This window comes from Capnocytophaga catalasegens, from assembly GCF_026005215.1.
In the GTDB taxonomy this organism is placed as follows: domain Bacteria; phylum Bacteroidota; class Bacteroidia; order Flavobacteriales; family Flavobacteriaceae; genus Capnocytophaga; species Capnocytophaga catalasegens.
In genome coordinates this window covers 39,860-58,182 of the sequence record NZ_BPMA01000037.1, presented here as the reverse complement: position 1 = coordinate 58,182, position 18,323 = coordinate 39,860, and the positions used below count along the sequence as shown (strand labels likewise).

Here is an 18,323-nt window from a genome sequence, read left to right as displayed (position 1 = left end):
AGTGATTACGGATATACAATTTTTTTACTTTTGATAAAATGATTGCTTTTGAAGATTGGATTTAACTAAAAAAATTTGAAAATGAACAAAATAACATACCATTACAACGAAAGTATCGACTGCGTGGAAGTATTGCCTGAACATTTAGCTTCAGGGATAAAATACGCAAAATTGAAAAATTGCGGAATCAGAATTACTGCTGATTTTGTGGGACTTTTTGGGAAATTTGAAACCACAAGTGATAAAGTGATTTTGGATTTTTTGCCTTTGCAAAATTATCCTGATTTACCTGAACTTAGCATTGAAGATAATTTTAAAATTGATGCAGTTTTGAATATCGAAACGCTCTATTCTTTGGAAAAATTAAGCGTTTTAAACATCAAAAAACCGAGTAAAAAACTGCAAATCAATGTTTCCAAAATCCCCAATTTAGTAGATTTGTGTTTTGATTATTCGCCAAATATTTTGGGAATTGGCAAGGCTACAAAACTCACGCGTTTGTACATTTGGTCGTACAAAGGCAAGGATTTAAGCGAGTTTTCGGATTTGATAAATTTAAAAGATTTCTTGCTCGTACATCCGTCTGTTGAAAATCTGTCAGGCATTGAAAATATGAAAAAACTAGAAAAATTTGAAATTGCTTATGCTAAAAAATTGCAAGATATTTCCGCCTTACACAAATTACAAAAAACGCACAAAATCAAATATTTGGCATTACCGCAAAAATTTTGGGATATTATAGAATCATAGTAAGAGAAAAAAATCTGGAAAATAAGATAAATTATGGCACTTAGTAAAGAAGAAATCATTAGTTTGATACAAAAAATCCGAACCGAAGACCTTTCTGAGGAGCAAGAAGATGCTATTTTAGAAGAATTAGAAAAAGGCGTTCTTGACCCAGACATTTCTGATTATATTTATTGGTAAAAACTTTCAGCCGAAGAAATTGCCGATAAAGCACTGAACTACAAACCCATAACACTGTAAAAAATATGAAAATATATCAATTATCCCCCAAATTACGAGCCGAGTGCATTTATGTTACAGTGAAAGCCTCTGAGGACAGAATGTTTAATTATTTCGTTGCTCCTGATGGTGACGGCAAGTTTCTGCAATATATGAGCCTTACTGGCAAAGCTGATACAGGCGTAAAGGATAGTGATTTAGAGAAAGTCGATTTTCTGATAGGCTTTGTAAGTTTACCCATATTTTCGGAGCGTTTTGTGGAGATTTTAGCCGATACATTGAGCAATGAAATAACTTTTTATCCCATTGAAATTGAAGCAAAAACCATCAAAAAACAATTTTTTGTGGGAAAAATAAACCGATATTTGGAGTTTATCGACTATGAAAAATCAGACACCGAAGAAATAGACGGAGAACTAACTTTGGACTATTTCGGAAACATCGTTTATAACGAAAATTTACCCGAATTTTACATCGCTCGTGATAAAAATAGTTACACGGATTGGTTTATTTCGGAAAAACTAAAAAATCTTATCGAAAAGCATAAATTATATGTAAATATCAAATAAGATAGAAATATGTAAAATAACATTAAATTTCATAAAAACTTAAATATCAACATTATGACTCAAGAACAAAAACAAAAAATTCAGGCTTTGGCTGAAGCAGAAATCCGCCATTCTTTCCAATTCATTAAAAACCAAACCGATAAGGAAGGTAAAGACCTTGTAGCGTATTATTTCTTTTTGGTTGATGATTTTTTCGCAGCCAATAACGCTGGAATTACCCAACAAGATATAGAAACTTGGAAAAAGACAGATGATTATGACCCCGAATATAACGGATTGTTAGATGCCATTTGGTCAGGTGTTTGTGAACTTTACGAAGGAGATTTTACTTCTATAAGTGAAGAATTGTACGACACCGCCTATTCACTTGTAGAAGGCTTGGACGACTACGACAGATACAACCAAATCCGAGCAGATTTTGAACAATGTATCATTGATGCTCTTAAAAAATGTGATGAAGAGGGTGTTTTTGGCAACAGAAAGGAAAACGGACTACTACTTTTTGCTTTTTATAGTGATGATTATGATGAAAATGGTGAAGGTTCTCTATTGTATCGTTCCGCAGAAGCCTTAAACGACAAAAAAGAATTTGAAAATATCATAAAATAAAAAAATTGCTTTTCATCAACAAATTAAAACTATAAACAATATGAATTTAATAGAAAACATAAACAAACTAAACGAAAATTTGAAAGCATTTCCTGAAGCAGAAAACATATTTTCAGAAAAACAACCTTGGCTAAAAGATCATTTTTTACCACTGATTTCTATCAATTTGGCGGAAATAAATCCCGAATGGAAAGACACAATTCTGCATATGCTTTGCCCTTTTGAGCCATACGAAAGTTTTATAGGTGATGAAACCCGAGAGCATCACAATGAGTTTACGGCTCCCAACTGGTTGGCTTTCCGCCTAACGGAAGATAATAAGTACGAATTTCTAGGCAACGAAGGTTTTTTCTTGCGAACAGCCATCAACCATTGGGATTTTAACAGCGAAGTGGAAAAAGATTTTCAAAAAATGAAAGAAAACCTCCAAAAAAGTAAAGAAAATGTGGCTAAATTTGGGCATTTGGTTAATTTGAAATATCCAGAATACAAAGGAAAGCTCAATGTTATGAATTTTTTAGACGATATAGGCGGTGGTTTTTGGTACGGCAACTGGACAAGTTCAGCCGAGGAAGAAGGAATGCCGACAGCCTTTGAAATGACGGTAAAGGACTTTTTTGGAGATGAAGAATTGCCCAATGACGGCATTGAAATCACCTATCAGGGCAATCCGTTTTACTACATTGGTAATGTGGCTGGTTATAATTACTGCGGAAGCGGTGCTGATGCCATTATCCTGGTGTACGAGCCTGTGAGTCGCATTGTGCTTTTCACTTTTGATTATACATAAAATCAACTTTTTATATACAAATGATGAACTTACTAAAATGCCTCCAAACCGATGGTGTAACCATTCTGCAAGAACGCCAAAGCGAAGAAAAAGACCTTGAAACGATTTACAAAAGCGAAATTCCGCAGTTGCTCGACAACAAACACGAGCAGATTTATTTTGTACATTTTGCCGATGAAATGCCTCAGATACGGATTCCTTTCGGGGATTTTTGGTGTTTTGGGAAGATTGGCTTTGAGAGGCAATATTTTGTGATGGACAACGAGGGGAAAATCTTTAAATACGATTTTTATTACGAAAGCGAATCCAATTTGGTATTTGTCAATAGTTCGCTTACGGCATTTTTTAGGAACTATTGTCGGTATATGGCAGGGATTTTTATGTACAAAGCCCACCCCACCGATGCAGACTTTCCTCTGGAAGCCGAGGTGGAACGCATCACCCATTTCATCAAGGATTTTGACCCAGCTGCCGTAGAAAACGAAGAAACTTATTGGTCAAATCAGCTTTTTACCCTCGAAGATGGCTTTGCACACCTGATACACAACGCCGTAAACAGAATGCTGAAAATGCCAAAGCACACCTACGAGCAAGAAAAAGAATAGCTAACTTGCCTCCTCTCAGATATTCTTTTACTTTTGTTAGAATCTTTTATAAAACCCAAAAACAATGAAACATTTTTTTTTCGCTTTGATGATTTTAAAAAAGTCATCAGATACCTGACCAATATTGAAAACTTATCATGGATATATGGCAAAGGAAAAAAGTAATAGCTAATGAACAAAGAGTTTGGCTTTGTGGTATGAATAATTCTTATGGGTGATTATCGTTTTTGGACTGAATATCAATATATTTCACGCCTTCTTAACAATGTCAACGATAAGATAAACTTAGGAAAACTTTCTTAGTTAATACTTTGTATGATGATATTTTAGAGGGTATCTTGTGCCATTTTAGAAAATGAACAAAAGAAATTTGACGGACTATTATAAGCGATAAAATGACCTCAAAATTGTAAGTTTAGAGCAAATTATCCTCACAGATAATGGTTTAAATGCCCTTTTTGACCTTGAATACAACGAAAAAATCACCCGACAAATCCAAAAAGACCAATGGGAAAGGCAAGAATACAAACAACTTGAAAGCAAAATATAATGCGACAACTTTAATAATTATAAAACTTATCACCAGAAAATCATTCTTTATATTCAAAATGAACAACTTACAAGCCTGATGAATCACACCAAATGGGAAGGATTCCGTCAGGTAGTGTATAATTTGGAAGTTTAACCCATTTATCATATTAAATACTTGTTTTCCAATGAAGAGGAAGCAAAAGATAAACGATAAATGTACTTTTACAAAGTTAAATTATATCAGAAAAATGCGAGAGTAGAAACAGAATACAGAATAAACTAAAAGCCCTATGTTCAATAGTTGGTTTTAATTATCATCTTGAATTTTAATATCAATTGTTTGGATATTGATGATTTTTTTTATTTTTTTTTAGATAATTTTTATTTTTTGTAAATTTGTGCGCTCAAATTATTTTGAATGAAACGAATTATATTTTTTCTTGCAATCCTAATGTTAGTTTTCTCGTGTAAAACTACTAAAAAAAATTCAACAGAAGAAATTGGACATAGCTCAAAGCCTAAAAATTATGTACTTTTGATTTCTTTTGACGGATTTCGAAATGATTATGTTACGAAGTTTGATTTGCCCAATTTCAAAAAACTGATGAAACAAGGTTCTTATTGTGAGGGGCTTATTTCTTCGTTTCCCAGTAAAACATTTCCCAATCATTATAGTATTATAACTGGAATGTATCCAGGTAATCACGGCATTGTTGATAACAAATTTTTTTCTAAAACGCTTCAAAGTCAATATTCTATTCCCAACAGAAAAGCCGTTGAAAATGCAGCGTATTACGGAGGCACACCTCTTTGGCAGTGGTTGCAGAAAAACGGAATGAAAACAGCATCATATTTTTGGGTTGGGTCAGAAGCACCTATACATGGTGAGCATCCTACATATTATTATCCGTTCGATTCTAATACACCATACGAAAAACGTATTGAACAAGTCATCAGATGGTTCAAAATGCCTGATGAAGATCGTCCTCGGTTAGTTACATTGTATTTTGAATTTGTTGATACGGTAGGGCATCACACAGGAACGAATTCCTCAGAAATAAAGGAAGCTACTCTAGAAGCTGATCGCCTTGTAGGGCTTATAATTGAGGGCATTAACAAAATAGATCTTCCCATAACAGTAATTATTACCTCTGACCATGGAATGATTGATATGAAAAGTCTTCCAAGTCGATTAGTGTTTTTAGAAACTATTGAAAAAAGATTGGCAAACAAAGCTTCTTTTATAAATAATGGCATGCATTGTCAAGTCTATCTTAAAGAAGATGCAGACAAAGAGGCTGTTTATCAAGAAATCAAAAAATATTTTGTCAAAAAACCTTTCGTTTCAGTTTATAAAAAAGAAGAAACTCCCGAACATTGGCATTATAATAAACACGAAAATATAGGTGATATTCTTATTATAACTGATGCTCCCTATTATATGCTCAAAAATAAAAAAGATGCTGTCGCTAAACGCAAATATACATGGGGAACGCACGGATATGATCCTTATGTTACACCAGAGATGGCTTCTATTTTCTTTGCCGTAGGTAAAAATATTAAATCGAATTATAAAATTCCTCCTTTTGAAAATGTAAATATTTATCCGTTTATTACTCGTCTTCTTGGCGTAGATAATCCTCCGAATATTGATGGGAAAACTGAAATTTTAGCTCCGATACTCAAATAAATGAGCAGTTTTGTTGTTTGAAAAAATTTTTATATGTAAATTTGTCTTAATTTTAATATAAAAAGATTGATTATGAAAAATTTTTTCTACCAATTAGAGAAAATATCATCAATGTATGGTATTTCGATTGTGCTTGTTATGGCAATACTTTTTTCGTATTTAGGATATATGGCTTTCGATGTTACACAGCAAGTAATGGCTGTGGAAAAAAGTATGACTGATAATGAAACCTTTGCCAAGGTGATGAATGTTACCAAATACATCACCTTGGGGTCATCTTTTATTACTTCTATTATTGGTTGGCTTTTTTATGCGGGAGTATTTTTCTTGTTGGCACTAATTTTCAATAGAAATAGTTCGTTTAAGCGTATTTTGCTTCTATCTTCTTATGGGTATATTTTTTCGATAATAAGCGCTACGCTTACCATTTATTTTTTAGGCGAAGTTGATTTCACTGATTACCAAACCGCTTTTGAAGTGCAAAAACTTATAGGCGAATATCAATACATTGGGCATTTGTTCAATATATTCTTTGTAGCCTATATGGTTGGCGTGATTTGGTATGTTTGCGAAATAAAAATTTGGCAAGCAATCGTTGTGGCGGCTGTGCCTGTATTGATATTTACTTTATTTTCTATTGTGATACAAAATGTATCAACTGAGTTACAACAAATGTAGAAATAATAATTTATGTAAAGTATATTTTATTAAAAAATAGAATATAAAATATACCGAAAATGATACATTTCGTCTCTGTTTATAATCAATTGATTTAAAAAGGTATTCTAAAATAGGAAAAAAAGATTATAAAAAATAGCTACTTTGTATTGCATAGTATGAAAATATTTTTATAACTTTGCATTGTCAAAAAATACTCTTAAATAGAGTTTTACAAGATGAGAAAAGAAACATAGCCTGAATCGTATGGAAATACTTAAAGAAATATGGCATTCAATTCGGCAGAATAAGGTTCGTACTTTTATGTCGGGTTTTGGTATTTTGTGGGGAATAATGATTCTGGTGTCACTTTTGGGAGTAGGGAAAGGCTTAGAGCTTGGTGTTCAGGATTCACTTAAAGGTTTCTCACGCAAAACCATTGGTGTTTGGGGAGGAATTACTTCCAAACAATACAAAAATATGAACGAAGGGCGTCCTATTGTTTTTGATAAGTATCTTTTGAAAGATATTGAACGTAGATTTTCAGAAGTTAAGGGTGTCTCACCTATGTCGGCGGTATCTAAGAATGTTATTTTTGAAAAACGAAATACGTCGGCTTCAGTTTCGGGGGTAACTTCTCAATATTTTGAAATGATTAGCCCTAAAATGAGAGATGGAAGTCGCAAATTCAATCCGTCTGACGATAGAAATGCACGTAACATAGCCATCATAGGGAAGAAAGTGGCTACAAATCTCTTTGGAAGCGCTCAACCCATAGACAAAATGATAAACGTGGGAGGTGTTTATTATACTATAGTTGGAGTGATGCGCAATGATGATATAATTACACAACAAGATGAAAACTATGTCTATATTCCGCATACTTCTTTCATTCGAAATATTCAAGATACGCCCGATATTCAAGGATTTAGTCTTTATTTAAAAGATGAAGCCGAAGTTTCGCCAAGTATATTTGCCAAAAAACTTAAAAACTACTTGGCTAACAAACTTAATTTCGCCAATGATGATGATAGAGCCATATATATACAGGCGATTGAAGAGAATTTAAATGCGATATCGGGAGTTTTCAATGGATTAAGTATCTTTATATGGATAGTAGGGATATGTTTCCTTATAAGTGGGATGATTAGCATTAGTAACATTATGTTTATCATCGTAAAAGAGCGTACCAGCGAGATAGGAATACGAATGGCAGTGGGAGCAACGCCCTCCAATATTATTTGGCAGATACTCATAGAGGCACTTAGCATTACGTTACTTTCAGGGATTATCGGTACGTTGCTCGCTTTTGGTATTTTACAACTGATAGACTTTGTTTTATCGGCAGGAGGGGAGTCTTCATTTCCGTTGAAGCGAACTGTGTTCGATTTTGGTGTGGCTTTTGGTGCATTGGTCATAATGACGATATCGGGTGTGTTGGCTGGACTTTTCCCCGCCATAAAAGCATCTAATATTCAGCCTGTTGATGCTATCAGACACGAAAATAGAGGTTAGCAAGGGATTTTCTACTTTCTCTAACTAAAAAAAGATACAAAAATAGGATAATCAAATAAATTTTTAAATAAATTAGTAAGATGAAAGCAATAAAATGGAGCATTATGACTATAATTATACTTGTAGTTGGCTTTATTGTGTATAAAATAGCCTCGTCAAGTAAGGATACTGCAAACGAAAAAATAACTTCACTCGAAAAAAGAGATATAAAAGAGGAAATTTATATACCGGGCAATGTATATCCGGTCAAAGAAATAGAGATTAAACCTCAATTATCGGGAATTTTGAGTGAAATTTTCGTCAAAATAGGTGATAGAGTTGAAAAAGGAACTCCAATTGCTTCAGTTGGGCTTGTACCAAGTGCAATTGAGTTAGAACGTTTGGAGAATAATGTTCGATTGGCCAAAATTAATTTCGATGCCGTGAAACTTAGCTATGAGCGGTCTGAAAAATTATTCGCAACGAACACTATTTCAAAATCGGAGATGGAAGAAGCGCAGAGAAACTACGATACTGCCAAAGAACAATTGGTGTCGGTACAGAATCAATTAGATATTCAGAAAAAAGGGAAGGTAGCTTCTTCTTCACAAATCTCTAATATTGTTAAATCGAGCATAGAAGGAACGGTAATTGACCTTCCTTTGGAGAGCGGAGCTTCGATAGTGGAACGAAATAACTTCAATCCGGGAACAACAGTAGCGGTATTGGCACAGATGGGGCAATTTGTTTTCCGTACGCAAGTGGCAGAACAATATTTGGAGCATATACAAATTGGTGACACCATTTCGCTTTCTTTTAATGCCTACAAAAATCTTAAAACCATCGCTGTGGTTAATAAAATATCTGCCAAAGGAGTGATTGAAAACGGAATTATGAAATACACACTCGATGCAGAGTTCCCGGTCGATAATCAGATGCCAACGATTCGCTCTGGATATTCGGCAACGGCAGAAATTATCCTAAATAGTAAAAAACAAGCACTATCTTTGCCAGAAAACTATATTATTTATCGAAATGATTCTACCTTTGTTATGGTTAAAGATGCTAAAGGGAAAAATAAAAAGTCAATAGCCCTGGGTGTGTCTAACGGGAAGTTTACCGAAGTTACTCAGGGGCTTTCTGAGTCCGACAAAATAGTACTTCCAACAGCTGAAGACCTTTCTTCAACCCCCGATAAAGCAAAATAAACATGATACAGCTAAGCGATATACACAAAACGTATCGAACAGAGCATAACGCCCTACATGTGCTTCGAGGTATCAATCTTCGGATTGATTCGGGGGAAATGGTGTCTATAATGGGGGCTTCTGGCTCTGGAAAATCGACACTTATGAATATTGTTGGGCTTCTGGATAGTTACGACAGCGGAACTTATCTATTTAATGACCAAAATATGAATCAATTATCCAAAAAAGAGTTGTCATATTATCGTAGCAAATTTATAGGATTCGTGTTTCAGTCCGCAAACTTAATTCCCTACAAAAATGTAATGGAAAATGTTTCCCTTCCGCTCTTTTATCAAAATGTTTCAAAGAAAATTCGAGACAAAAAAGCCTTAGAGAAATTAGAATCACTTGGTTTGGCAGACTGGGCAACGCATTTCCCCAATGAGCTTTCTGGTGGGCAACGACAACGAGTTGCTATAGCTCGTGCACTGGTTAGTGAGCCTCCTCTTATACTTGCTGATGAACCCACAGGGCAGCTTGACTCTAAAACTACCGCCGAAGTAATGCAAATATTCAAAGATATAAATAACGATAACCGAACGGTAGTTATTGTAACCCACGAACAGGATATTGCAGACCAAACTAAAAGACTAATACGTGTAGTTGATGGTCAAATTGCTTCAAATTGAAATTGTGTAGCCTAAAATTGAATTCAATTTCTGGTTTTCAGATTTTTATTTAAGTAAAATTGAATTCAATTTTTAGTTATTTGATGTTTTTTTAGATAGAATTGAATTCAATTTATTGTGATTAAAGGTTTGTTTGTGTAAAATTGAATTCAAGTTTTAGTTATTTAATGTTTATTTGCGTAGAATTGAATTCAATTTATTTATATTTGTAATTTAATAATGAAAAAAATAATTCAATTTTTATTTTTTTTGATATTTTTTATAAAGGATTGAATTCAATTTGTTGTGATTAGATATTTATTTGTATGAAATTGAATTCAAATTTTGTTTATATAATGTTTTTAATGCAAAATTGAATTCAAATTTATGAGATTATAAATTTATTAGTATAAAAAAGAGTTAAATTTTTGTTTGTTTAATATTTTTTGACGTGAAATTGAATTCAAATTTATGATATTATAAATTTATTGGTATAAAAAAGAATTCAATTTTTAGTAAATAAAATTAAAAGAATCATAAATAGTGTATATAATGTCAATAAATAATTTTTTTTCTATGAAAAATATTTATATTATAGCTTTTTTATTTCCTATATGCTGCTTTTCACAGAAAAAATGGACACTTGAAGAATGTATTTCGCAAGCTAAAACACATAATTTGAGTAGTCGTAATGCAGAATTGTCAGAAAAGTATGCAAAGGAAGTTGTTGAATTTTCAAGACTTGGAAATATACCCAATGTTGGGATTTCTGCATCAAATCAGACACAAATACGAAGAGAAAATGATGCTAGGACAATGCAATACATCAAAACAAGTACTAATAATTCGACTAATTTAAGTATAGGAGCTTCGGCAGAATTGTTTGGAGGTCTTCGCAAATATTATTCGGTCAAAAAATCACTTGTAGATTGGGATATTTCAAAATATGATGCCCAAGTGGTTCGTAATAATTTGTCTCTTTCAGTTATTCAGGCTTATGTTACAATTCTTTTGAATAAAGAATTGATTGCCTCAGCACAAAAACAATTAGAAGTTTCAGATATTAACATTGAAAAAGCCCAACAAATGTATCAAGTAGGTAATCTTACCGAAGAAAAATTGCAAAATATGTTGGCACAAAGAGATGATGAACTTTATGCAATATCATCTGCACAAGGGAATTTGCTTATAGCAAAAATAGATATGTGTAATTTGCTTCATATTACCGATTATGAAACTTTTGATGTTGAAAATATAGAACCCGATTTGCTTTCTGAAAATCTAAATGACCAATCTATAAGTCAAATAGTGGATCGCCTTCCCGAAATAGCTTCGGCAATAAGTAAAATAACCGCTATGGAGTTTTCAGCCAAGCAAACAAGAAGCGCTTTGTATCCTACACTCTCTTTGAATGCCTCGTATGGAAGCTCGTTCAACTCTTCTAGTAGAGTACCACTCTTAGATAATAATGGTAATTATATCTATCTGCCAGGTAATAACATCGCCCAGACTGATTATTCTATTTCTGACCAATTGCGTAACAACCAAATGGGATATATCGGACTTTCTTTGAATATACCACTGACCAATGTGTTTCAAATTCGTAAAAACCTAAAAATAAATCAGTATCAAACCGAACAAGCCAAGAACGAATTAGAACAAAATAAGAAGAATTTGAACGAAAAAATACGCAAACTCATCGTAGAGATTGATGTTGCTAAGAAAAAATACCAAACCGCCGAGTCACAGGTACAACGCACCGAAACAATTTTATTTCATATCAATCAAAAGTTCAACAGCGGGACACTTACCATCAGTGATTACAACATCGCTAAGGAAAATCTGTTAATAGCCCAAGCTCGTGTAAGTTCAGCTAAGTTTGAATATTTACTCAAAAAGAAATTATTAGAATTCTATATACAACAATAGGTAAAAAGTTTTTTTGAAAATATTTTTATTTCGTTGATTATTTATTATTTTTGCCCCCAAAATAAAAAAATAATAGTTATGTACGAAATTTTAAAAATGACTCATTCATGGTGGGCTTATTTGGTTCTTATACTCATTTTGGTAGCAATTATCAATGCTTGTATTGGCTTTTTTTCAAAAAGAGATTACAAACAACCCGATTACAGAATAGGTCTTTTTACACTCATAGTTACTCATATTCAGTTACTTTTGGGAATTGTTTTATATTTTATTTCTCCACTATTCAATGGTTGGAAAACTCTTGGAATAGCAGCCATTATGAAAGATGCTTATCTTCGAAAAATGTTGGTAGAACACCCTTTTGGAGTAATTGTAGGTATCATTTTAATTACAATGGGTTGGTCTTTACATAAAAAACAAAAAACATCACAGCGAGCTTTTGGCAAAATAGCCCTTTTTTACGCTCTGGGGCTTCTTTTAATATTGGGTGTTATCCCTTGGGCTACGTGGCTTTCTTTTTAATAGAGTAGAAATGTTACTTCATTCAATTTTGTACTATTTATGCAAGAAAAAGTAAAAACTTATACTGTGAGTGAAGCTACTGCCAAGCTCGAAAACTATTGTGCTTACCAAGAACGATGTCATAAGGAAGTGGTACAAAAACTTCGAGAGATGCGTATGATTCCCCAAGCTATTGATCATATTGTAGTGCATCTTATCAATGAAAATTATCTGAATGAAGAACGTTTTGCTCGAAACTTTGCACAAGGAAAATTTCAAATAAAAAAATGGGGAAGAATACGAATTCAACGCGAACTGAAAATGCGAGGAATTAGTCAGTATAATATTCAACTTGCTATGCAAGAAATAGAAGAAACCTATTATGATGTATTTGAAGAATTGGCTCAAACCAAATATGATTCTATTTTAGAAAAAAATTCTTCCAAAGCTCGAAAAAAATTAGCAGATTATTTATTATATAAAGGTTGGGAATCACATTTGGTATATGATAAAGTAGCTGAATTATACCCATTTTGACTAAATATTTATGATACAAATAAAAATTATCAATCAGTCTAATAATCCATTACCTGCTTATCAAACTATATTATCAGCAGGCATGGATATTCAAGCCTATATTTCGGAACCTATAACCATAAAACCTTTGGAACGAGTACTTGTCAAAACAGGGCTTTTTATCGAATTGCCACAAGGTTACGAAGCACAAATACGCCCGCGTAGTGGTTTGGCACTCAAAAAAGGAATAACCGTGTTGAACTCTCCTGGAACTATTGATGCAGATTATCGAGGAGAAATAGGAGTTATTTTGATAAACTTTTCACAAGAAAATTTTGTTATAGAAAGCGGAGAACGTATTGCACAAATGGTCATAGCTCAACACGAAACTATTCAGTGGAAATCTGTTACTTCGCTTAGCACTACCCAAAGAGGAGAAGGAGGATTCGGAAGTACAGGGAAATAAGTAATAATACTTACTTATTATTAAATGTATTCATTGTAATATCAACTCCCGAAAGTCCAAAAGAAAATATCGCTTGGTGTATTTTATCAAAGCGTTCGGGAAGTTGTTTTATTTCTTCTTCACTCCAACGTCCAAGTACATAATCTATTTGTTTACCTTTGTCGAAATTATCACTAATACCAAAGCGAAAACGAGCATATTCGGTCGTATTTAGTTCTGCTTGAATGTTTTTAAGTCCATTATGTCCTCCGTCACTTCCTTTTTTCTTCATTCGTAGTGTTCCGAAAGGCAAATTCAAATCATCAGTAATTACTAACAAATTATTTAGCGAAATTTTTTCTTTTTCAAGCCAATACCGAATAGCTTTACCACTTAAATTCATATAAGTAGAAGGTTTCAAAAGAATAAAAATACGTCCTTTATGTCTAATTTCGAGAACATCGCCCAAACGTTGCGTCTCAAATTTTGCATTATAATGTTGGGCTATATAATCAAGTGCTAAGAAACCAATATTGTGTCGGGTATAGCGGTATTCTTCACCTATATTTCCCAAACCTACTATAAGAAATTTTTTCATTTGTTATGATTTAAAATTTTTAAAGAAAATAGCGAGCTTGTCGGTACTTAAACCTACATATTTTTTTTGTATTTCAACACTACCATGTTCTATAAATTCATCTTTAATTGCTTTGATATACAGAGGGTTATGATATTTGTGTAGTGAAGCAAATTCTGCAATAGCGCTTCCAAAACCACCTTTTTCGATACCCTCTTCGATAGTAATAATTGCCTGATAATCACTAAAAATAATATGCAAAAATTGCTCATTCAGGGGTTTTATAAAACGAATATCATAGTGTGAAAAATCTTTATAATTATCACATTGTAAAAGAGCTTGTTGTACATTATTAGCTATGGTTCCAATGCTTAAAATAGCATATTTCTGTCCTTTTTGGAGACATTGAGCTTTTCCGAAATCAATTTTTTCAAAAGGGAAATTCCATTGCGATAAGTGTCCTCTACCACGAGGATAGCGAATAGCGGTAGGATATTTCCAATCAGGTAACTGAGTGGTATATAGCATATTACGGAATTCTATTTCGTTAGAAGGAGCTAAAATAACCATATTGGGAACACAACGCAAAAAAGCGATATCCAATACTCCTTGATGAGTTGCCCCATCTTCTCCTACCAGTCCTGCTCGGTCAATACATAAGATTACAGGGAGATTTTGCAAAGCTATATCGTGAATTATTTGGTCATAAGCACGTTGGAGAAAAGTAGAATATATGACGCAATAAGGTAGCATACCCTGCGTGGCTAATCCAGCGGCAAATGTTACGGCATGTTGTTCTGCTATTCCTACATCAAAAGTACGTTTGGGCAATTTTTCTTTCATATAGGTAAGTGAACTTCCGGTAAGCATTGCAGGAGTAATCCCTATTATTTTTGAATTTTTTAATGCTAATTCGAGTAATGTTTTGCCAAAAACATCTTGATATTTATCAAATAAAATGTCTTCTTGTGGAAGAATATTTCCTGTTTTTCGATCAAATTTACCTGGAGAATGATATTTTGTTTGATTTTTTTCAGCTTGCTTAAATCCTTTTCCTTTTAGGGTTCTTACGTGAAGTATTTGAACTGCTTGGCTTTGTTTTGCCTTTTGAAAACTATTGATAAGTTCTGAAAAATTATGTCCATCTATACTGCCCAAATATTCAATTTGTAATGCAGAAAAAAAAGTATCTTTTGAGGCGAAAGTTCCTAATTTTTCCAAATAATCTCGAAAGGCACCTACCGAAGGATCTATCCCCATTTGATTATCATTCAATATGATAAGCAGATTTGTTCCGCTTTTACCAGCATTATTAAGCGCCTCAAAAGCCATTCCACTTACGATAGAAGCATCTCCAATAACAGCAATATGTTTACGAGTTAAATTTCCCTGCAAAAGAGAAGCTGTAGCCATGCCAAGCACTGCTGAAATAGATGTAGAAGAATGTCCAACACCAAAACTATCAAAAGAACTTTCATTTTGTTTCGGAAAACCTGAAATTCCTCCCCATTGTCTATTTTTTTCAAAAGCTAAACGCCTGCCAGTAAGTAATTTATGTCCGTAGGCTTGGTGTCCCACGTCCCAAACTAAAATATCGTCAGGGGTGTTAAATATATAATGCAAAGCTATTGTTAGTTCAACTACACCTAAACTTGCACCCAAATGACCTTCTTTGGCAGCAACAATGTCTAGAATAAAATCACGCATTTGTTGTGCCAAAAGAGGCAAGTCTCTCTGAGGAATTTTTCGTAAATCTACAGGAGAAATGATATGTTCTAACAAAGATTTCATCGCAACAAAAGTAGTATTTTTTTTCGTAATAGAACTTAAATCTGTATAGATTTCAAAAAAAGTGAGGAAATGTTTCCTCACTTAAACTACTAAAAAATAAATATTATGAAAAAAAACGAAAAATAAATCTCTTATCGCCTCACAATAAGTCTTTGACCTACTTGTATATTAGTCCCTTTAAGGTTATTCCATTTTTTCAAATTAGTTATTGTAGTTCCATATTTGGCGGCAATTCGCCCCAAATTATCTCCTTTTTGTACTTTATGATATTTCCCTCCCTGACTTAGAGTAGAAGAATTTTTCAGCAATTCAGGCAATGGTTTTTCTCTTTCTGACAACCTTTGGTCAATATAAGCATATATTATTTCTTCATTATTAACAAATTTCCCAATGACTTCAATAGGTAACCTCAATCCATAATTCTTTCCTTCTACATAAGGCACAACATTTAGTGAATACGATGGATTAAGAAATTCTATTTCTTGCTCAGTCATTCCAACTACATCAGCAATATCTTGAAAAGGAATATGTCGTTTTACCTGAATGGTATCGGTGTCAAAGAATATATTATTTCGTTTTTCAGGTCTAAATCCGTGTTCTTTGGCATATTCAAAAATATAAAGTGTCGCCAAGAATGCGGGTATATATCCTGCTGTTTCATTTGGAAGATATGGACGTAAATTCCAATAATTAGTTTTACCTCCAGAACGTCTCATAGCTTTGGTAACATTGCCTGGTCCCGAGTTATATGCTGCCAAAACTAAATCCCAATCGCCGAAAATACTATATAACCGATTCAAATACTTCATTGCAGCTTGTGTTGAGCGTAAAGGGTCGCTTCTTTCATCAACATAATTACTTACTTCAAGCCCATACATTTTACCTGTTTGGTACATAAATTGCCAAAGTCCTTGAGCTCCCATACGTGAACCTGCTTTTGGATTTAGTGCCGATTCTACAATGGCTAAGTATTTGATTTCAAGTGGAATTTTATGTTTAACTAACTCTTGTTCAAACATAGGGAAATAATATTGACTAATATTCATTAACCGCTGCAAGGCTTCTCTTCTATTTTTGAGAAAAGTTTTGATAACTCGTTCCAAAATGGGGTTATATTCAATATGAAATGGTGTTTTTTGATTCAAGAGTTCTAATCGTTGTCTCAAAAGGTCGGTAGACAATTCCTCAAATGTAACATCAGCATCGTATGATTTGTGGATATCTGCATACAAATTCGTAAATACATTTTTGTCTGAAAGTTCTTTGAGCCACTTTTGGTCGTAATGCTTTGCTTTGATATTATCTTGAAGATTGATAATACCTTCTTTTTGTGGCGAATTAAAACCAGAGAGGTTTCCTTCAGAGGCATTCATCATTCCCATGGATTGCCTCTCTATTTGCTGAATAGTATCGTTAGAAACCAAATCTCTACTTCCATATTGTGCGAAGGTAGATGAGGTCAAAAGTATCAGCCCTATGGTTAGTGTTCGAATCATTCTTTTCAAAATAGTTGCGGGTGCAAATATCTTAATCTATTTTCAATAAATAAAATATTATTCGTTAAACTTTTCATTTTGACTCAATAAATCATAAAAAAAGTTTTTTTAATCGAAAATTAAAGTTTATAGATAAAGTATTTTTTCTGTTAGACAATGAAAATTCTATTTTTGTAAAAACAAATCCGTAAAAAATTGTATTTTTGCCGAAATATTTTAGGCTATGACAGAAGGAAATTTTACCGATTATGTAAAAGTTTTTGTGACATCGGGCAACGGCGGCAAAGGCTCTATGCACTTACACAGAGAAAAATTTGTTCCCAAAGGAGGACCCGATGGTGGCGATGGTGGACGTGGCGGGAATATTATCGTTCGAGGAAATAAAAACCTATGGACACTAATTCATTTCAAATTTGAGAAGCATTTCAGAGCAGGAAACGGGCAAGATGGAGGAAGTAATCGCAGTACAGGAGCTGATGGAAATGACGTATTTCTTGACGTACCCTTAGGTACACTTGTTAAAAATGCTGAAACAGGAGAGATTCTCTGTGAAATAACACAAGATAAGGAGGAAAAAGCGATTCTAAAAGGAGGAAAAGGTGGATTGGGAAACTGGCACTTTCGCTCAGCAACCAATCAAACGCCTCGATATGCTCAACCTGGTATTGCGGGAGAGGAGTTAGAGATACTTTTAGAGCTTAAAATTTTGGCTGATGTAGGTTTGGTTGGCTTTCCAAATGCTGGAAAATCAACACTCTTGTCGGTTCTCACTTCTGCAAAGCCCAAGATTGCGGACTATCCCTTTACTACGATGAAACCCAACTTGGGAATTGTTCAGCATCGTGATTATCAGTCGTTTGCCATAGCTGATATACCGGGTATTATAGAAGGAGCTTCGCAGGGGAAAGGTTTGGGGCATTACTTCTTGCGGCATATTGAACGCAATGCGACTCTACTTTTTCTGATACCTGCCGATAGTAATATTTTGGAACAATATCATATCTTGCTAAACGAACTCAAAGCATACAATCCTGAATTGTTGGATAAGGAGCGCATTATTGCAATTTCTAAGAGCGATATGCTTGACGATGAGCTACAAATAGCAATTGATACGGAGATAAAAGGAAAGTTTGGAGGCACACCTTATCTATTCATTTCGGCGGTATCTGGTAAAGGCATTACCCAACTGAAAGATATGCTTTGGGATATCCTTAAAACGCACTCCAAATCATAAATTTTTATATAGATAAAGTTTGTAACCTGATTAGAGCAGGTAGATTTAGAATAAATAGAATAGCCCGA

19 protein-coding genes are annotated in these 18,323 nt (G+C 33.7%); 16 read left to right on the top strand and 3 right to left on the bottom strand.

Annotated features, from left to right (window positions below):
- The first annotated feature begins 81 nt into the window (after positions 1–81).
- The 15 genes from OO775_RS10335 to dut all read left to right on the top strand — a co-directional run bounded on the left by OO775_RS10335 (position 82) and on the right by dut (position 13,178).
- On the top strand, positions 82–750 hold the full coding sequence (locus tag OO775_RS10335) for a hypothetical protein (protein WP_264847019.1): 669 nt from the start codon (positions 82–84) through the stop codon (positions 748–750).
- Positions 751–783: 33 nt separating this feature from the next.
- Complete coding sequence (locus OO775_RS10330) at positions 784–927, top strand: bacteriocin immunity protein (protein WP_264847018.1); 144 nt, start codon at positions 784–786, stop codon at positions 925–927.
- A gap of 65 nt (positions 928–992) precedes the next feature.
- Entirely contained in the window at positions 993–1,535 is a 543-nt protein-coding gene (locus tag OO775_RS10325) for an imm11 family protein (protein WP_264847017.1), read from the top strand.
- Between the two features lie 54 nt (positions 1,536–1,589).
- Positions 1,590–2,144 carry a DUF4303 domain-containing protein gene (locus OO775_RS10320; protein WP_264847016.1) on the top strand — a complete coding sequence of 185 codons (555 nt, stop codon included), beginning with the start codon at positions 1,590–1,592 and terminating at the stop codon, positions 2,142–2,144.
- A 40-nt stretch (positions 2,145–2,184) separates the two neighbouring features.
- Positions 2,185–2,934, top strand: a complete 750-nt coding sequence (locus tag OO775_RS10315; RefSeq protein ID WP_264847015.1) for a hypothetical protein — start codon at positions 2,185–2,187, stop codon at positions 2,932–2,934.
- 20 nt (positions 2,935–2,954) lie between these two features.
- Positions 2,955–3,539 (top strand): SUKH-4 family immunity protein, encoded by a 585-nt coding sequence (locus OO775_RS10310; protein WP_264847014.1) that lies wholly within the window; start codon positions 2,955–2,957, stop codon positions 3,537–3,539.
- Between the two features lie 949 nt (positions 3,540–4,488).
- Positions 4,489–5,760 carry an alkaline phosphatase family protein gene (locus OO775_RS10305; RefSeq protein ID WP_264847013.1) on the top strand — a complete coding sequence of 424 codons (1,272 nt, stop codon included), beginning with the start codon at positions 4,489–4,491 and terminating at the stop codon, positions 5,758–5,760.
- 72 nt (positions 5,761–5,832) lie between these two features.
- Positions 5,833–6,438, top strand: a complete 606-nt coding sequence (locus OO775_RS10300; RefSeq protein ID WP_264847012.1) for a YIP1 family protein — start codon at positions 5,833–5,835, stop codon at positions 6,436–6,438.
- A 246-nt stretch (positions 6,439–6,684) separates the two neighbouring features.
- Positions 6,685–7,932, top strand: a complete 1,248-nt coding sequence (locus OO775_RS10295; protein ID WP_264847011.1) for an ABC transporter permease — start codon at positions 6,685–6,687, stop codon at positions 7,930–7,932.
- A 104-nt stretch (positions 7,933–8,036) separates the two neighbouring features.
- Positions 8,037–9,119: an efflux RND transporter periplasmic adaptor subunit gene (locus tag OO775_RS10290; RefSeq protein ID WP_264847010.1), complete on the top strand. Its 1,083-nt coding sequence runs from the start codon at positions 8,037–8,039 to the stop codon at positions 9,117–9,119.
- Positions 9,120–9,121: 2 nt separating this feature from the next.
- On the top strand, positions 9,122–9,787 hold the full coding sequence (locus OO775_RS10285) for an ABC transporter ATP-binding protein (RefSeq protein WP_264847009.1): 666 nt from the start codon (positions 9,122–9,124) through the stop codon (positions 9,785–9,787).
- Positions 9,788–10,342: 555 nt separating this feature from the next.
- Entirely contained in the window at positions 10,343–11,695 is a 1,353-nt protein-coding gene (locus OO775_RS10280) for a TolC family protein (RefSeq protein WP_264847008.1), read from the top strand.
- A gap of 78 nt (positions 11,696–11,773) precedes the next feature.
- Positions 11,774–12,217 (top strand): hypothetical protein, encoded by a 444-nt coding sequence (locus OO775_RS10275; RefSeq protein ID WP_264847007.1) that lies wholly within the window; start codon positions 11,774–11,776, stop codon positions 12,215–12,217.
- A 39-nt stretch (positions 12,218–12,256) separates the two neighbouring features.
- Complete coding sequence (locus tag OO775_RS10270; protein WP_264847006.1) at positions 12,257–12,733, top strand: regulatory protein RecX; 477 nt, start codon at positions 12,257–12,259, stop codon at positions 12,731–12,733.
- 13 nt (positions 12,734–12,746) lie between these two features.
- Entirely contained in the window at positions 12,747–13,178 is a 432-nt protein-coding gene (dut, locus tag OO775_RS10265) for a dUTP diphosphatase (RefSeq protein WP_264847021.1), read from the top strand.
- A 10-nt stretch (positions 13,179–13,188) separates the two neighbouring features.
- Here dut and pth read toward each other — a convergent pair whose 3' ends face one another.
- The 3 genes from pth to OO775_RS10250 form a co-directional block, all read right to left on the bottom strand.
- Positions 13,189–13,755, bottom strand: a complete 567-nt coding sequence (pth, locus tag OO775_RS10260) for an aminoacyl-tRNA hydrolase (RefSeq protein ID WP_264847005.1) — start codon at positions 13,753–13,755, stop codon at positions 13,189–13,191.
- A 3-nt stretch (positions 13,756–13,758) separates the two neighbouring features.
- Complete coding sequence (locus OO775_RS10255; protein WP_264847004.1) at positions 13,759–15,525, bottom strand: 1-deoxy-D-xylulose-5-phosphate synthase; 1,767 nt, start codon at positions 15,523–15,525, stop codon at positions 13,759–13,761.
- Positions 15,526–15,656: 131 nt separating this feature from the next.
- Positions 15,657–16,907, bottom strand: a complete 1,251-nt coding sequence (locus OO775_RS10250; RefSeq protein ID WP_264847020.1) for a lytic transglycosylase domain-containing protein — start codon at positions 16,905–16,907, stop codon at positions 15,657–15,659.
- Between the two features lie 337 nt (positions 16,908–17,244).
- Between OO775_RS10250 and obgE the strand changes: the two genes are divergently transcribed.
- Complete coding sequence (gene obgE, locus OO775_RS10245; protein WP_264847003.1) at positions 17,245–18,255, top strand: GTPase ObgE; 1,011 nt, start codon at positions 17,245–17,247, stop codon at positions 18,253–18,255.
- The last annotated feature ends 68 nt before the right edge of the window (positions 18,256–18,323 follow it).

Coding starts and splice junctions, on each gene's coding strand:
- pth (WP_264847005.1), bottom strand. CDS start 13,755: ATGAAAAAATTTCTTATAGTAGGTTTGGGAAATATAGGTGAAGAATAC.
- OO775_RS10325 (WP_264847017.1), top strand. CDS start 993: ATGAAAATATATCAATTATCCCCCAAATTACGAGCCGAGTGCATTTAT.
- OO775_RS10255 (WP_264847004.1), bottom strand. CDS start 15,525: ATGAAATCTTTGTTAGAACATATCATTTCTCCTGTAGATTTACGAAAA.
- OO775_RS10320 (WP_264847016.1), top strand. CDS start 1,590: ATGACTCAAGAACAAAAACAAAAAATTCAGGCTTTGGCTGAAGCAGAA.
- OO775_RS10250 (WP_264847020.1), bottom strand. CDS start 16,907: ATGGGAATGATGAATGCCTCTGAAGGAAACCTCTCTGGTTTTAATTCG.
- OO775_RS10270 (WP_264847006.1), top strand. CDS start 12,257: ATGCAAGAAAAAGTAAAAACTTATACTGTGAGTGAAGCTACTGCCAAG.
- OO775_RS10310 (WP_264847014.1), top strand. CDS start 2,955: ATGATGAACTTACTAAAATGCCTCCAAACCGATGGTGTAACCATTCTG.
- OO775_RS10300 (WP_264847012.1), top strand. CDS start 5,833: ATGAAAAATTTTTTCTACCAATTAGAGAAAATATCATCAATGTATGGT.
- OO775_RS10330 (WP_264847018.1), top strand. CDS start 784: ATGGCACTTAGTAAAGAAGAAATCATTAGTTTGATACAAAAAATCCGA.
- OO775_RS10335 (WP_264847019.1), top strand. CDS start 82: ATGAACAAAATAACATACCATTACAACGAAAGTATCGACTGCGTGGAA.
- OO775_RS10315 (WP_264847015.1), top strand. CDS start 2,185: ATGAATTTAATAGAAAACATAAACAAACTAAACGAAAATTTGAAAGCA.
- OO775_RS10275 (WP_264847007.1), top strand. CDS start 11,774: ATGTACGAAATTTTAAAAATGACTCATTCATGGTGGGCTTATTTGGTT.
- OO775_RS10285 (WP_264847009.1), top strand. CDS start 9,122: ATGATACAGCTAAGCGATATACACAAAACGTATCGAACAGAGCATAAC.
- OO775_RS10290 (WP_264847010.1), top strand. CDS start 8,037: ATGACTATAATTATACTTGTAGTTGGCTTTATTGTGTATAAAATAGCC.
- obgE (WP_264847003.1), top strand. CDS start 17,245: ATGACAGAAGGAAATTTTACCGATTATGTAAAAGTTTTTGTGACATCG.
- OO775_RS10305 (WP_264847013.1), top strand. CDS start 4,489: ATGAAACGAATTATATTTTTTCTTGCAATCCTAATGTTAGTTTTCTCG.
- OO775_RS10280 (WP_264847008.1), top strand. CDS start 10,343: ATGAAAAATATTTATATTATAGCTTTTTTATTTCCTATATGCTGCTTT.
- OO775_RS10295 (WP_264847011.1), top strand. CDS start 6,685: ATGGAAATACTTAAAGAAATATGGCATTCAATTCGGCAGAATAAGGTT.